Origin of the sequence: Paludicola sp. MB14-C6, assembly GCF_030908625.1 — a bacterium.
Classification (GTDB): domain Bacteria; phylum Bacillota; class Clostridia; order Oscillospirales; family Ruminococcaceae; genus Paludihabitans.
On the sequence record NZ_CP133133.1, the window covers coordinates 1,116,546 to 1,130,851 of the forward strand.

The window sequence follows — 14,306 nt, forward strand, 5'->3', positions numbered from 1 at the left end:
TACCTCATATTATTTTATAAATTTCTTGGGCATTGTTGCAATGTTCGGATTGGAGGCGACATCATAAATGCCATCACGATATTCCTCTTCTATAATAGAAACGGAATTTCCTTGTACTTTTACTGTATAGTAACGATTATCCGCTATCAACTTATTATCTTCATATTGGATATTTAGCTGATAGTTAATGTTGATAATTGCGTTTTCACGATAAAGGATATCGACAATTTTGCCACCCTCAGATTGAATCTGTTTTAGAACTTTAGTTGCTCCATCTAATTGTTCAAATTGTTTCGCTGTAATTTTGATTGCACCATACTCTCGAAAGGAATTACTCTTTTCATCCCAATAGAGCCAATACGGTTTTAGAGTACGACCTCCAAGAGATGAGGCATCAATTCGATTTTGATAGATTAGATATTCATTCTCGGTTTTCGTCAAGCCATCACCAAACAAAGGAATTTGAACAGGTTTTCCCTCTTTCACTTGAAGCAATATACTTGGGCTTCCTGTTGCATAATCTGCTGCATAAGAAACCAAAGAACAATTCTTTTCTTCGATAATCTCGCTTTGATCACGAAATTCATCGCATTCTCGTTCCCCAACAAAAGTGGAAACCTTTTGAGCACCTAAATCATTGGCAAACCAAAGTGTGCCCGGTATATTCTCGATACCTTCTTTATGCCCGATAATTCCGAATGCTTCTACTTTGCCATTATGGTCAAAATCGGCACATTGAAATTGATATAACTGCTCTGTTTTGGTTGTCTTTTCTAACAATTTATTTTCTAATACATTATCTGAAACACGCAAAGCAGTCAAGCTCTCGCTTGACTGCTCAGTTACACTGCTAGTTGGAGTTGAACTATTATTTATTGATATATCATTACTTTGACAAGATGAAAGACAAAATGCAAAAGATATTAAAACAATAATAAATAACTGTTTCAACTACATATCCTCCTCAGCAAATTATGCGTCTAGATTGTTTTCTTTCATGTAAGCTAAAACTTCATCAACTGTAGTGAATGCTAGACCTGTAACAGTATCAGCTGCGCCATAGTAAATAGTAATTCTTCCAGTATCAGCATCAGTTAAAGTTGCACATGGGAATACAACGTTTGGAACATCACCAACACACTCATACATAGTTTGTGGAGAGATTAGGTAAGGTTTTGTACGGTAAAGTACTTTCCAAGGCTCGTTGATATCTAATAATGCAGCACCAACAGAGTATACAAAGCCGTTACAGCTGTTTAATACACCATGGTAGAACATTAACCAACCTTCATCCGTTTCAATTGGAATAGGGCCTGGTCCGATTTTTTTAGATTGCCATGCAGAACGGTCATCATTAATAGTTCCCATAACATAACGATGTTTACCCCAGTAAGTCATATCAGGGCTTTCAGAGTAGAAAATATCGCCGAATGGAGTATGTCCTGTATCAGATGGACGAGATACCATTGCGTATTTACCGTTAATTTTTCTTGGGAATAAAACGCCGTTTCTGTTGTATGGTAAGAAAGCGTTTTCACATTGGTGGAAAGTTACAAAGTCAGTTGTCCAACCAATACCGATTGTTGGGCCATGGTATCCATTGCACCATGTTACATAATATTTATCTTCAATTTTTACAACACGAGGGTCATATCTGTATTCTCTTTTTAGAATTTCAGGATCTTCGCCAACGAAAGAAATTGGTTCATCTTCAAAAGTCCAGTTGATACCATCTTTAGAACGACCTACGAAAATATCCATTGAACGAGAGCGGCTGTCACAACGGAATACACCAATAAATCCATCTTCCCATGGAACTACTGCGCTGTTGAAGATAGAGTTAGAGTTCTTTTGTTGATCTCTTTTAATAATTGGGTTTTGGTCATAACGCCATAGAACGTCTTTACAATTTGCTGGTTTGTCTTGCCAAGGCATATTAGGCAATGCATTACCGATAATTTTAGCCATAGTCATATTCCCCTTTAATTTTTCTTTTGTTTTATTATAATGTTTATATTTTTTCTACAACATCGTTGCAGATTGGATACTAGTGTACTGTTATCATGCACGTTTTCCATCATAAATATAATTACAAAATTACACAATATAATGTAATCGTTATCATTATAAACGAAAGGCATATTTTTTGCAAGATAATATTGTAAATTAAATCAAACATTTTGTTGAAACTGATTTTGTTTGTTTTCTCATAATAATTTCGTTCAAAATAATCTTTCATTATTTCAATATTAAGCTTTATTTACACTAGTCTCAACTATGTTCATTCAACTACATTTTTAAGACGGATTATGTTGCGTTTGTTTTGAAAATAAACACCTACATTTTAAATGAAATGCGTATTACTCATTCTTATTGCGAACTTGAATGGAAATTTCGGTTAAATAATCTTTTTCATTACCGCTTGTAAGGTTGTCAACAATGCAAAGCTCATAAGAATCACTGCAAATTTCATACCCATTGTTTTCAATCCAATAAAGCAACTTTTGATAGGAATTGGCAGCTTCTCGATATGCCCCTTTATGATAGATGATTGCATAATAGCCTGCGTTGCTTTTTCGAACATGGGAATCGGGAATCCATTCATCTAATATTGTATATACCCGCTGTGGCTTTAAAAACTGACCTTGTAATATATCATCCATCATTACGTTTACACCGATTTGATAATTATAATATAATCCCTTTTGGGTAACTTCATTTGCAAGCTTTTTTACCGCAACATTTACATTAAACTCGGAATACGGCGGCTCAACATCCACTTCATATAAATATTGCTCTTCATAATACGAAACTTCAATTCCATCGCTTACATTAAGCTCTTTGATTCCTTTCAGCATTTGTAATTTCTTATCGAGTCTTGTTGCTATACGTTTTTGATTATGAATTTTTTGCATCAGCTCATTTTTTTGTTTCACTAATAAGGAAATTGCTTCATTTGTGGTTCGATGTTGTAAATATTGCTTCATTTCTTTTAACGGAACTCCGATTTCTTTTAGCATTAAAATAGTATCTAATTGTTCAAGCTGATCGACACTATAATAGCGATAGCCATTATGCTCATCCGTTGTATTAGGTTGGAACAAACCGATTTTATCATAGAACAAAAGAGATTGTTTTGATATTCCATGTAATTTTGCAAATTCAGCGGGCGAAAAAAATTCTTTCATTGTAAAGTTCTCCTATTAAAACGACTTATTTATGCAATATTATTCTTGACTATATAGTTACTATATACATTATACTATATTAGTCAAATGAAATCAAAATTATAAGAAAGGAATGAAATTAATATGGAAAAAACATTCTCTCAAAAACTTAGTTACGGTGGATATTTAAAATTCATATTACCCTCAATCCTTTCTCTAGTCTTTATGTCCTTTTACACAACAGTTGATGGTTTTTATGTTTCCCATTGGATTGGGCCAGATGCACTTGCTGCAATTAACATAGTTATTCCTGTCACTTGTGTTAGCTATGGCATCGCCGTAATGTTGGCAGTTGGTTCCGGAGCTTTGGTTGGCATAAAAATGGGAGAAGGAAAAACAAAAGAAGCACATCAATTTTTCACTTTCGTTACAATCGCTTTGTTCATCATCTCTATTGTACTAACTATTGTAGGATTCGTTTTCTTAAAAGATATTATGCGTTTATTAGGCGCTACTGACCGTTTAATGCCCCTAGTAATGCAATATGGATTTTGGACTGTAATCATCACCCCTCCGGTTATGTTCAAGCTTTACTTTGAATATTATTGCCGTGTAGATGGAAAACCAAAGCTTGCAATGACAATTTCTATTTCGGGTTTGGTACTTAACATTGTCTTAAACTACATATTTGTTGCTATTTTAGATATGGGAATGGACGGAGTTGGTATCGGAACGGGGCTTTCCATTTTTCTTTCCGGTATGATTGGGTGTATTTATTTTTTATCAGGAAAATCAACAACAAAATTCTGCAAGCCTACATGGGCATTCCGAGACTTCTTCTCGGCTTGTTTCAACGGAAGCTCTGAAATGCTAATTGAAATGTCTACCGGTATTACTACCTTTTTATTTAATATTACGATTTTAAAAATAGTAGGGGAAAACGGTATTTCTGCATTATCCGTAATTACCTATTTATATTATTTCTTTATTTCGTTCTTCTTCGGTATTTCTGGTGGTATTGCTCCACTTATCAGCTATAATTATGGTGCGAGAAACTTTAAAAATATTACCCGTGCCATTCGCCACAGTGCAATCACCTTACTATGGACCAGTATTGTTATTTTTGCAATTTCTAATATTTTTGCTAAGCCAATTATCGGTATTTTTACAACAGATACAAACGTAATGCCACTTGCACTCAACGGACTCCATTTGTTTTCCATCTGTTTCTTGTTTATTGGCAGTAACATATATGTTTCTACTCATTTTACTGCAATTGGAAACGGAAAAGTTTCCGCAATCCTTTCTGTTGCAAGATCACTTGTTTTTGTCGTTATTGTAATTTTGATTTTACCAAAATTATTCGGATTAAATGGAGTATGGTTAACCGTTCCTGTTGCTGAAATTTTAACTATTGGATTATCTGCACTTTATTATTATAAAAACCGATTCGAATGGATTGAACTTCAAACCACTATATAATTGATTTGCTTATGTTTTCTTGAAGTATGTATATACACAGTTGCTTTATACTGGTATAATTGAATTTACAAATAAATGAAATGAGGCGGAATTATGGCATCTGTTAGTTTTCAGGGGGAAGGCAATTTGCAAATAGTTATCAACGCAATTCAATCAAGTGTGTTGAATAGTGGTATGAGTTGCGAATTGATTGACCAAAAGCAGCACACCTATAACAATGGGAATGTCACATTCATGGTATTTGAAAAATATTATATGCGTTCTTCAAATCGTGCTTCTTTATCAGTGCTTGTAACCCAAATCGGCAATTCAATTTTAGTCGATGCGATTGCTTCGGGAGGCGGTCAAGGCGCACTATTTAAGTTTTCTTGGGGCGCTGAAGATGATTTTTTATATCCTGTTTTGTCTGCATTAAAGAGACTCAATTTTTCTGAAATTTAAGTTTATTCATATTAGATTGTTTACCCTATCTATAAACTATGGTATACTAATTCGTATCATAGCAAAAACCCTTTTTAATAAACTTTCATAAGGAGTGTACCATGGCTAGAATTATGATGAAAGGTAATGCAAATGTAGACGATATTGCACTACTATTAAAAACAGAAATAAAAAGCTCAGGACATTCTTGTGAGCTAATTGATATGGTAGAGCGAAAATACGGAGAACTCACCATGCACGTTATGGTGTTTGAACGCTTCTATACACGTAATATGAATCGTGCTTCATTAACCCTAGTGGTTACAGGTAACCCTTACACTACCATTGTAGATGCTATTTGCACGATAGCGGGTAAAGGAAGCTTAATTAACTTCTCTTGGGGTGCAGAAGAAGATTTTATTTGTATCGTACAACAAATTCTATCCAATCAAGGATTTCAACAAGCGAGTCAAGAGTAAAGGCGAATACGATTTATCAGTAAAATTGGTTCTATAGGAAGTGTTACTATGACAAAACAAGAGCTAATCGATTATTGCTTAACCTATCCATCCACCTATTTAGATTACCCTTTTGATGAAGAATGGGCAGCTATTCGCCACCAAAGTAACAAAAAGACCTTTGCTTTTCTTTATCATCGCAATCATCAACTTTGTATGAATTTAAAATGTAATCCGATGGAAGCAGATTTTTTTCGCAGTGTATTTTCTGCAGTTACACCTGCTTATCATATGAATAAAACGCATTGGAACACTGTCACGATTGATGGAAGTATGGATGAAAATCAAATATATGATTTGATACAAATCAGCTATCAATTAACCAAAGCAAAATAATAAGTGGGACTTATCTGCATTTCGTGTAGATAGGTCTTTTTTGTTCTCTTGAATTTCCTATTTAATCGGTATATAATGGAGAGAAATTATTCACTTTACTTAGGAGGTTATTATGAGCAACTTCGTTCAAGATATCGCTGTTAAAATTACGGATAACATAAGCCAAGTTATTATTGGCAAAGAAGAGTTAATTGAAAAAATGTTAGTTAGCCTATTTAGTAATGGGCATATTCTTTTAGAGGATAATCCGGGTACTGGTAAAACAACACTTGCGAAATCACTGGCAAAGTCTATGGATTGTGCATTCAAACGAGTTCAGTTTACACCCGACTTATTGCCATCTGATATTACAGGCATAAACTATTATAATCAAAAACTAGGCGAATTCGTATTAAAACGTGGTTCTCTCTTTACCAATCTTCTTTTAGCAGACGAAATTAACCGTGCAACCCCAAGAACACAATCTGCTTTATTAGAATGCATGGAAGAACATCAAGTTACAATTGATGGTGTTACCTATCCTATAGAAGAACCATTTATCGTTATTGCAACTCAAAATCCAATTGAAACACAGGGTACGTTTCCCCTTCCCGAAGCTCAATTAGATCGTTTCTTTATGAAATTATCAATGGGATACCCTTCTGATAAAGAAGAAATTGCAATTTTAAATAACTTCATACTACATAACCCGCTCAGTACGTTAGAGAATGTTGTTACAAAGCAAGATATCTTAACCGCTCAAGAGCAAGTAAAGGCAATTACAGTTAGTGATGCTGTAAAAGACTATATCGTCCGTATTGTGAATGCAACCAGAACCCATGAGGACATTACGCTTGGAGTTAGCCCACGAGCTTCCCTTGCGTTAATGAGAGCATCTCAAAGTCTTGCTGCAATTAACGGCAGAGAGTTTGTTCTACCGGATGATGTGAAAGCAATCTGCAAAGAGGTTTTATGTCATCGAATCATTGTAAAGAACTCTCATCTATTAAAACAAGAGATTCTCGCACCGACAATTATCCAAACAATTTTGGATACCGTAGAAGTCCCAATCATATAGTAATATACCTTAAGAATTGAGGTGGACTCATGCTTCTCTTTTTTCTAATTGTCGCAATCTGCTTGATTGTGTATATACAAAACAAACTTTACACGAAGCGAATGTTTCATAAAATTGATTATCACTGCTATTTTTCCAATTGCGAGGTCTATGAAGGAGATACTGTAGAGTTAACGGAGGAAATCTGCAATGCGAAATGGCTTCCGATTCCTTGGTTTAAATCTGAATTTACAACTTCAAAATACCTTGAATTTGCACAAACTCTTTCTATTATTACGGATAAAAAACGATTTATATCCAGCTTCTTTTTATTAAAAGGGAATAAAAAGGTGAAACGTATTTGGAAAGTAAAGTGTGCTAAACGTGGCGTATTTACCATTGACAAAGTAACCCTTATTGGAAGTGATTTGCTTGGAAACTTTGAAGGCTCTCTTCCTGTTTCACTCAATATCCAAATTGTAGTCCTTCCTAAACCAATTCCGATTGAAGAGATAACTGCATCTAATAAATATCTTATTGGAGAAATTGCAGTAAGACATCAGTTAATTGAAGATCCATTTTACCTATGTGGTATACGGGAATATACGGATTTAGACCCAATGAATCGAATAAACTGGTTAGCATCTGCAAAAGAGCAGAAACTTATGATTAACCAAAATGGTTATACTACCAAACAAAGCATACAGCTTATTTTAAATATTCAGTCACAAGAATATGAACGTGATTATGCAATCAATGAAGATATTGTAGAGGATTGCATTCGTGTTACCACAGATATTATCTATCAATCGCTTCAATATAATATTCCAATCTGCTTTTTATCCAATACTCTAGTAAATAACACCCCTGTTATAAGCAGTATAGGCACCGGACATTTTCATGCAATGAACTTATGTCGCATTCTTGCACACTTAGAATGTAAACGTGACATTGAATTCGACTCCTATTTATCAAATCTGGTAATAGATAATACGGTTACCGACATTATCTTGGTTACTTCATATTTAAACCAAGCAATCATATCTTTTGCGCAAATGCACCGTAATGTAAAAATTATTGTAATTGGATATTCTTATTATTCAAATATCCCCAAAGACTGCGATATTTGCTCTTTATATGAATACTTGAAAGAACGAGGTACGAATAATGAAAAACAGCCGGCATAATTTATTGTCTCTTCTTTCGTTCTTAGCTGCAATATTTGCTATTACCCCATATGTAATTTTTCTATGTGGTTGTTTTCACTATACGTATTCCATTCAAATCAATATGTTATTGTGTACACTACTCATAGGATTGTCCGCAATCTTTTTGGGGTATCTTGTTTACGAGATAATCAACATACCCCGCTTACTTCAAAATAGTATTCTTGGAAGTATATCTATTATTTCTTTAATCATCGCTTTCTATTATTTTAAAGGCTTTTCTTTGCAGGAATATATTCTTTGGTTTTTGCTCTTTTTAATTGTGCAAATTCGAGGGTATTGTCTTGCCGAAAAAAATTATAACGAGATTGTTAATCAAAACTCATTCTATTATATTTCTCTCACATTCTTAATCGGAATTTTCGTATTTTATTTATTTGATTTTCCTGTGTCAATTTTGCAATATACCCTAATCTATTTATTTATAATCATTGTATACTTTCCTACAAAAAGCTACTATCACATTAACAACTTGATGGAAAGGAGAAGATTCAATGATAAATTCCTCCCTGCTCATATTTTGGCATTTAACAATAAACTGATGCTCGTTTTGCTCGGCGTTTTAATAAGTGTTACAGCATTACTTTATCCATTAAAGCCTTTGGTTATCAAAGTTTCAATCCAAATAAAAGATTTTTTATTGTACTTATTGTCTTGTATATTTCATTTGAATATATTAAAACCTGTAGCCCCTTCTCCTTTATGGGCTGTATCACATGAACCTACAAAATTAAAGCCATCAGGAAAAGTATTCCCATGGCCTGCAATTATTGGCATCATCATTCTATTGATGATATTATTCTGTGTTTGTTTTGCAGTAATCAGATATGTAAGCAATCATTCGGGCTACTTCAAGAGTAAAACCAAATGGATAAAAAGTAGTCATGTGAACAAAGAGTATATTGATATTGAAGAATCCATATCACAACAAGATGACCAAACGAAAACTTCAAAGCGTCAATTAAAAAGGCAATATAAGAACTTTTGTACTATGGAGAATTCATTTACAAAATATCAATTTGGTTATTCTTTATCGTTAAAATGCTTAACCTATCTAGGTGTGCCAATCAACCAATCCAATACTACGATAGAAATAGCGGAAAAAGTAATGAAATTTAGCAAGCAATGCGCCTTTGAAAATGCAACTGAAATCTACAATGTTATATATTATGGACTTGAACACTACAAGGAAAATAATATCACTGTTATTGATCATGTGCTCGTCCAACTTTTAAAGCAACGTTAATATTACATTGACTTTAATTGTTTCTTAAGCTGTATTTCATATATCATCTCAAACAAGGTATATTTTTACGTGTCCTTGCATATTAAAAAACAAGGAGGTAAAAGAATGGCTGATTTAATAAAGTTAATACATAACGGTTGTTTTATTGCTCGCTTTATTGCTACTTGGGAAGAACTTGACAACGAAACAGCCACGAACGAACAATCTACAACGAAAAGTTATTACTCTCATTCTGTGGAAAACAATTTTACCCATATCATTTCTTCGAATAAAAAAGTAATCAACTTATGTGTAAGCATTGAAACCTGCACCGGTCTTGCTTGGGACATGTGGAAAAGAGCATGTGATGCAAGAAATCTTCCAACAGATATTTGTACTACATTTACCACTTCCGGTACTGTAATGAACCCCAAGGTAACAGTATCGCCGCCAACAGAACACGTTTCGCAACATATTATATAAACAAAGAAAGCTACAACATCATGTTGTAGCTTTCCTACTATATGATATGCTATAATAAATTGTATAGTATTTTAAAAGTTATACAGAGCTTTACCAATTTTTCTTAACAAATCAGATTCATATATTAAATTAAAATCATTAAAATCGAATCTTGAAATTTTTTTATAATACGGATACTCCTGTTTATTATTTGCTTCTGCACAAGCTTTAATGTCAATTATAATTTTAGAAAACAATTTGTTTAGTTGCTTAATCAGCTTAATAAGATTATCAGAATCTATTTTAATTATTTTATCCTCTATTTTTAATATAAATTCAAATATGATCAAAGAGCCACCACCATATGATAATAACTGTATATCATGTAACTTGTGCTCATATTTGTTTCTGACGTCTTTTATTTTATCTAAAAAATCATAGTTGTTCTTTAATATTTCATCATAATCATTCTTTAAATAATCAATGTCATTACTATATTCTAATAGTCCATCTCTATTTTTATATTCAAGTTTCTTACCATCCTTACTTTTGGAATATGGAATTAGCCTTGGAATATCTTGAATTATATCCAAGATTGCTTTACTATCAAATTCATAATCAGGTGTATAATAATCACTTCCACACAATTTAATTAATTTTTTATTGAGGATATATAACGTTTCTATGTATCCCGATAATGAATTGGCTACTTCAATTTTCATAAAATCACCTAAACTTAATAAGAATATGTTAACTATAGAATTGTACACCATAATAATTTTTTATTTATAGTATAATTATACCATTTCAATATTCAAGATACAACAAAATAAGACTATTAATAAAGCTATTTCTCTTCAACACAAGTTGGGCTTGAACCAATGACCTTTTCTCCTTGAAACATGGTCGTTTTGCTCGTTATTCACTTCGCAAATCTTTCTGTTTCGGCGGTCACCGCCCTACCGCTTCATCTGCCACAGGCAAGCGCGGTAGCACGGTGCAGATAACAGCCGCAATACTGCAATGGAAACTCAGGGTTGATTGAATTCAGTTTAGTAAGCAAAAAGAAAACCAAGAACAAAAGTTCTTGGTTTTCTTTTTGGCTCCCCTTGTTGGACTCGAACCAACGACCCTGCGGTTAACAGCCGCATGCTCTACCAACTGAGCTAAAGAGGAATGTATATTAATTTATATATGTATTCTGAAGTTAAAATAGAACAACAAAAAAAGTTTGGTACACCAACAGGGGCTCGAACCCTGGACCTACTGATTAAGAGTCAGTTGCTCTACCAGCTGAGCTATTGGTGCATCTGAGCACAGCTTCAACAGTTTACTTTTAAAGTAATAAACAGCGATCAGCAGGCAAAGCTGCTAATCACTATTCATTATTGTGACGGCACTTATCTATCTTCCCAGGCCGTCGCCAGCCAAGTATTTTCGACGTAGATGAGCTTAACTTCTGTGTTCGGTATGGGAACAGGTGGATCCTCATCGCTATCAGCACCGTCTATTGAAGAATTTGATATCTTCAAAACTAAACAATGATTGTAAGATTTTCATGAACTTAAACCATCATGATTTGAGGTTAAGCCCTCGACCGATTAGTACTCGCTAGCTAAATACATCACTGCACTTACACTTTGAGCCTATCAACCTCGTAGTCTACAAGGGGTCTTACCTGATTAACTCAGTGGGATATCTTATCTTAAGGGCGGCTTCACGCTTAGATGCCTTCAGCGTTTATCCGTTCCGCACATAGCTGCCCAGCTGTGCCAGTAGGCCTGACAACTGGTGCACCAGAGGTGCGTCCATCCCGGTCCTCTCGTACTAGGGACAGCTCCTTTCAAATATCCTACGCCCACGACAGATAGGGACCGAACTGTCTCACGACGTTCTGAACCCAGCTCGCGTACCGCTTTAATTGGCGAACAGCCAAACCCTTGGGACCGAATACAGCCCCAGGATGCGATGAGCCGACATCGAGGTGCCAAACCTCCCCGTCGATGTGGACTCTTGGGGGAGATCAGCCTGTTATCCCCAGGGTAGCTTTTATCCGTTGAGCGACGGCATTTCCACTCACATACCGCCGGATCACTAACTCCAACTTTCGTTACTGCTCGAACCGTCATTCTCGCAGTTAGGCTCGCTTATGCGTTTACACTCAAAAGCACGGTTTCCGTCCGTGCTGAGCGAACCTTTGAGCGCCTCCGTTACTCTTTTGGAGGCGACCGCCCCAGTCAAACTGCCCACCTAACAATGTCCCCCACCCGGATTCACGGGCGCAGGTTAGAATTTCAGCACATGAAGAGTGGTATTCCAACAGTGACTCCGCCAAAGCTGACGCCTTGGTTTCCTAGTCTCCCACCTATCCTATACATCATATACCGAAATCCAATATTAAGCTACAGTAAAGCTCCATGGGGTCTTTCCGTCTAGTCGCGGGTAACCGGCATCTTCACCGGTACTACAATTTCGCCGGGCGGGTTGTTGAGACAGTGCCCAGATCGTTACACCATTCGTGCGGGTCAGAACTTACCTGACAAGGAATTTCGCTACCTTAGGACCGTTATAGTTACGGCCGCCGTTTACCGGGGCTTCAATTCAGAGCTCTCACTCCTCCTCTTAACCTTCCGGCACCGGGCAGGTGTCAGCCCCTATACGTCATCTTTCGATTTAGCAGAGACCTGTGTTTTTGCTAAACAGTCGCCTGGGCCTATTCTCTGCGGCTCTTGTTTCCAAGAGCACCCCTTCTCCCTAAGTTACGGGGTCAACTTGCCGAGTTCCTTAACAACCCTTCTCCCGTTGGCCTTAGAATTTTCTTCCTACCTACCTGTGTCGGTTTGCGGTACGGGCTCCGAAGATATACACAAAGCTTTTCTCGCCTTCCTCTACGCTTGCTTCCCTACTAATTTTCGGTCCCTTACGACCGGGTCTACCATCGCCCGGCTCAAGCGCTTTGAAAGTGTCCCTTTGTTTAAATCTTTTGGAGGCTACGGAATTTCAACCGTATGTGCATCGGCTACGCCTCTCGGCCTCACCTTAGCTCCCGGCTTACTAGGAGCGGACGAACCTTCCTCCTAAAACCTTAGGCTTTCGGCCATTATGATTCTCACATAATTCTCGCTACTCATTCCGGCATTCTCACTCGTATAAAGTCCACCGCCGCTTTCGCTGCGACTTCTCCCCTTATACGACGCTCCTCTACCACTTGTCTTACGACAAATCCCAAGCTTCGGTTTACATTTTAGCCCCGTTAAATTTTCGGCGCAGAACCACTCGACCAGTGAGCTATTACGCACTCTTTGAATGAATGGCTGCTTCTAAGCCAACATCCTGGTTGTTTTAGCAGTTCCACATCCTTTTCCACTTAAATGTAATTTGGGACCTTAGCTGTGGGTCTGGGCTCTTTCCCTTTTGACTATGAAACTTATCTCACACAGTCTGACTGCTATGCATCAATTATCCGGCATTCAGAGTTTGATAGGGTTCGGTAACCTCTCGGCCCCTAGCCCATTCAGTGCTTTACCTCCGGTAATCTAACATAACGCTAGCCCTAAAGCTATTTCGAGGAGAACCAGCTATATCCGAGTTCGATTGGAATTTCTCCGCTATCCACACCTCATCCGCCGCCTTTTCAACGGAGGTCGGTTCGGCCCTCCATGAGATTTTACTCCCACTTCAGCCTGGACATGGATAGGTCACTCGGTTTCGGGTCTATATCATGCAACTATTTCGCCCTATTCAGACTCGGCTTCCCTGCGGCTCCACACCTTAAGTGCTTAACCTTGCTGCATAATATAACTCGCCGGACCATTCTACAATAGGTACCATATCACCCGTTGACGGGCTCTATGTGCTTGTAGGCACAGGGTTTCAGGTTCTATTTCACTCCCCTCCCGGGGTGCTTTTCACCTTTCCTTCACAGTACTCTTCGCTATCGGTCATTAGGTAGTGTTTAGGCTTGGAGGGTGGTCCCCCCGGCTTCCCACGGGATTTCTCGTGTCCCGCGGTACTCTGGATACTGCTCGCTGACTCTGTTTTTCGTTTACAAGACTCTCACTTTCTTTGGTGTGCCTTCCCATACACTTCAACTAAACTTCGTCAATGCTAAATGCAGTCCGCAACCCCTACGGTATTTCTACCTTAGGTTTGGCCTGTTCCGCGTTCGCTCGCCACTACTTGCGGAATCTCTTTTGATTTCTCTTCCTCACCCTACTTAGATGTTTCAGTTCAGGTGGTTCCCCTCATATACCTATGTATTCAGTATATGATACGTGAGCATTACCTCACGTGGATTGCTCCATTCGGATATTTACGGATCAATGTCTGCTTGCGACTCCCCGTAACTTTTCGTAGCTTGCCACGTCCTTCATCGGCTCCTAATGCCAAGGCATCCGCCCTGCGCCCTTTGTAGCTTAACCTCGAATTATATAA

The 14,306-nt window shown here is 37.0% G+C and carries 12 protein-coding genes, 2 tRNA genes and 2 rRNA genes; 8 read left to right on the forward strand and 8 right to left on the reverse strand.

The features are described 5' to 3' along the window. Positions 1-9: 9 nt before the first annotated feature. The 3 genes from RBG61_RS05255 to RBG61_RS05265 form a co-directional block, all read right to left on the reverse strand. The gene (locus RBG61_RS05255) at positions 10-951 is read right to left on the reverse strand and encodes a hypothetical protein (protein WP_307946434.1); all 942 of its coding nucleotides are present in this window, start codon (positions 949-951) and stop codon (positions 10-12) included. A 21-nt stretch (positions 952-972) separates the two neighbouring features. Next, entirely contained in the window at positions 973-1,974 is a 1,002-nt protein-coding gene (locus RBG61_RS05260) for a glycoside hydrolase family 130 protein (protein WP_373889726.1), read from the reverse strand. Between the two features lie 386 nt (positions 1,975-2,360). Further along, positions 2,361-3,188, reverse strand: coding sequence for a MerR family transcriptional regulator (locus RBG61_RS05265; protein WP_307946439.1), 828 nt, complete (start codon positions 3,186-3,188; stop codon positions 2,361-2,363). A 123-nt stretch (positions 3,189-3,311) separates the two neighbouring features. Between RBG61_RS05265 and RBG61_RS05270 the strand changes: the two genes are divergently transcribed. From RBG61_RS05270 to RBG61_RS05305, 8 genes are all read left to right on the forward strand, one after another. Next, positions 3,312-4,649, forward strand: a complete 1,338-nt coding sequence (locus RBG61_RS05270) for an MATE family efflux transporter (RefSeq protein WP_307946441.1) — start codon at positions 3,312-3,314, stop codon at positions 4,647-4,649. Between the two features lie 93 nt (positions 4,650-4,742). Further along, complete coding sequence (locus tag RBG61_RS05275) at positions 4,743-5,090, forward strand: DUF6054 family protein (RefSeq protein ID WP_307946444.1); 348 nt, start codon at positions 4,743-4,745, stop codon at positions 5,088-5,090. Positions 5,091-5,191: 101 nt separating this feature from the next. Then, a complete protein-coding gene (locus tag RBG61_RS05280; RefSeq protein WP_307946446.1) occupies positions 5,192-5,548 on the forward strand; it encodes a DUF6054 family protein in 357 nt (118 codons plus the stop codon). A 48-nt stretch (positions 5,549-5,596) separates the two neighbouring features. After that, the gene (locus RBG61_RS05285) at positions 5,597-5,923 is read left to right on the forward strand and encodes an MmcQ/YjbR family DNA-binding protein (protein ID WP_307946449.1); all 327 of its coding nucleotides are present in this window, start codon (positions 5,597-5,599) and stop codon (positions 5,921-5,923) included. A gap of 112 nt (positions 5,924-6,035) precedes the next feature. Beyond that, positions 6,036-6,980, forward strand: coding sequence for an AAA family ATPase (locus tag RBG61_RS05290; protein WP_307946451.1), 945 nt, complete (start codon positions 6,036-6,038; stop codon positions 6,978-6,980). Between the two features lie 101 nt (positions 6,981-7,081). After that, positions 7,082-8,146, forward strand: coding sequence for a DUF58 domain-containing protein (locus tag RBG61_RS05295; protein WP_307946453.1), 1,065 nt, complete (start codon positions 7,082-7,084; stop codon positions 8,144-8,146). Beyond that, positions 8,127-9,431, forward strand: coding sequence for a hypothetical protein (locus tag RBG61_RS05300; RefSeq protein WP_307946455.1), 1,305 nt, complete (start codon positions 8,127-8,129; stop codon positions 9,429-9,431). The genes RBG61_RS05295 and RBG61_RS05300 overlap by 20 nt, the downstream gene beginning before the upstream one ends. Positions 9,432-9,536: 105 nt before the next feature. Continuing rightward, a complete protein-coding gene (locus tag RBG61_RS05305) occupies positions 9,537-9,893 on the forward strand; it encodes a thiol-activated cytolysin C-terminal domain-containing protein (protein ID WP_307946457.1) in 357 nt (118 codons plus the stop codon). A gap of 71 nt (positions 9,894-9,964) precedes the next feature. Here the strand turns inward: RBG61_RS05305 and RBG61_RS05310 are convergent, their stop codons facing one another. The 5 genes from RBG61_RS05310 to RBG61_RS05330 all read right to left on the reverse strand — a co-directional run bounded on the left by RBG61_RS05310 (position 9,965) and on the right by RBG61_RS05330 (position 14,293). Then, positions 9,965-10,594 (reverse strand): hypothetical protein, encoded by a 630-nt coding sequence (locus RBG61_RS05310; protein WP_307946458.1) that lies wholly within the window; start codon positions 10,592-10,594, stop codon positions 9,965-9,967. A 378-nt stretch (positions 10,595-10,972) separates the two neighbouring features. Next, positions 10,973-11,048: transfer RNA gene (locus tag RBG61_RS05315), tRNA-Asn, on the reverse strand. Positions 11,049-11,104: 56 nt separating this feature from the next. Continuing rightward, positions 11,105-11,180: transfer RNA gene (locus RBG61_RS05320), tRNA-Lys, on the reverse strand. An 83-nt stretch (positions 11,181-11,263) separates the two neighbouring features. Beyond that, positions 11,264-11,380 (reverse strand): 5S ribosomal RNA (gene rrf / locus RBG61_RS05325). A gap of 73 nt (positions 11,381-11,453) precedes the next feature. Continuing rightward, a 23S ribosomal RNA gene (locus RBG61_RS05330) occupies positions 11,454-14,293 on the reverse strand. Between the last annotated feature and the right edge of the window lie 13 nt (positions 14,294-14,306).

Coding starts and splice junctions, on each gene's coding strand:
- RBG61_RS05285 (WP_307946449.1), top strand. CDS start 5,597: ATGACAAAACAAGAGCTAATCGATTATTGCTTAACCTATCCATCCACC.
- RBG61_RS05290 (WP_307946451.1), top strand. CDS start 6,036: ATGAGCAACTTCGTTCAAGATATCGCTGTTAAAATTACGGATAACATA.
- RBG61_RS05295 (WP_307946453.1), top strand. CDS start 7,082: ATGTTTCATAAAATTGATTATCACTGCTATTTTTCCAATTGCGAGGTC.
- RBG61_RS05270 (WP_307946441.1), top strand. CDS start 3,312: ATGGAAAAAACATTCTCTCAAAAACTTAGTTACGGTGGATATTTAAAA.
- RBG61_RS05275 (WP_307946444.1), top strand. CDS start 4,743: ATGGCATCTGTTAGTTTTCAGGGGGAAGGCAATTTGCAAATAGTTATC.
- RBG61_RS05280 (WP_307946446.1), top strand. CDS start 5,192: ATGGCTAGAATTATGATGAAAGGTAATGCAAATGTAGACGATATTGCA.
- RBG61_RS05310 (WP_307946458.1), bottom strand. CDS start 10,594: ATGAAAATTGAAGTAGCCAATTCATTATCGGGATACATAGAAACGTTA.
- RBG61_RS05265 (WP_307946439.1), bottom strand. CDS start 3,188: ATGAAAGAATTTTTTTCGCCCGCTGAATTTGCAAAATTACATGGAATA.
- RBG61_RS05300 (WP_307946455.1), top strand. CDS start 8,127: ATGAAAAACAGCCGGCATAATTTATTGTCTCTTCTTTCGTTCTTAGCT.
- RBG61_RS05260 (WP_373889726.1), bottom strand. CDS start 1,974: ATGACTATGGCTAAAATTATCGGTAATGCATTGCCTAATATGCCTTGG.
- RBG61_RS05305 (WP_307946457.1), top strand. CDS start 9,537: ATGGCTGATTTAATAAAGTTAATACATAACGGTTGTTTTATTGCTCGC.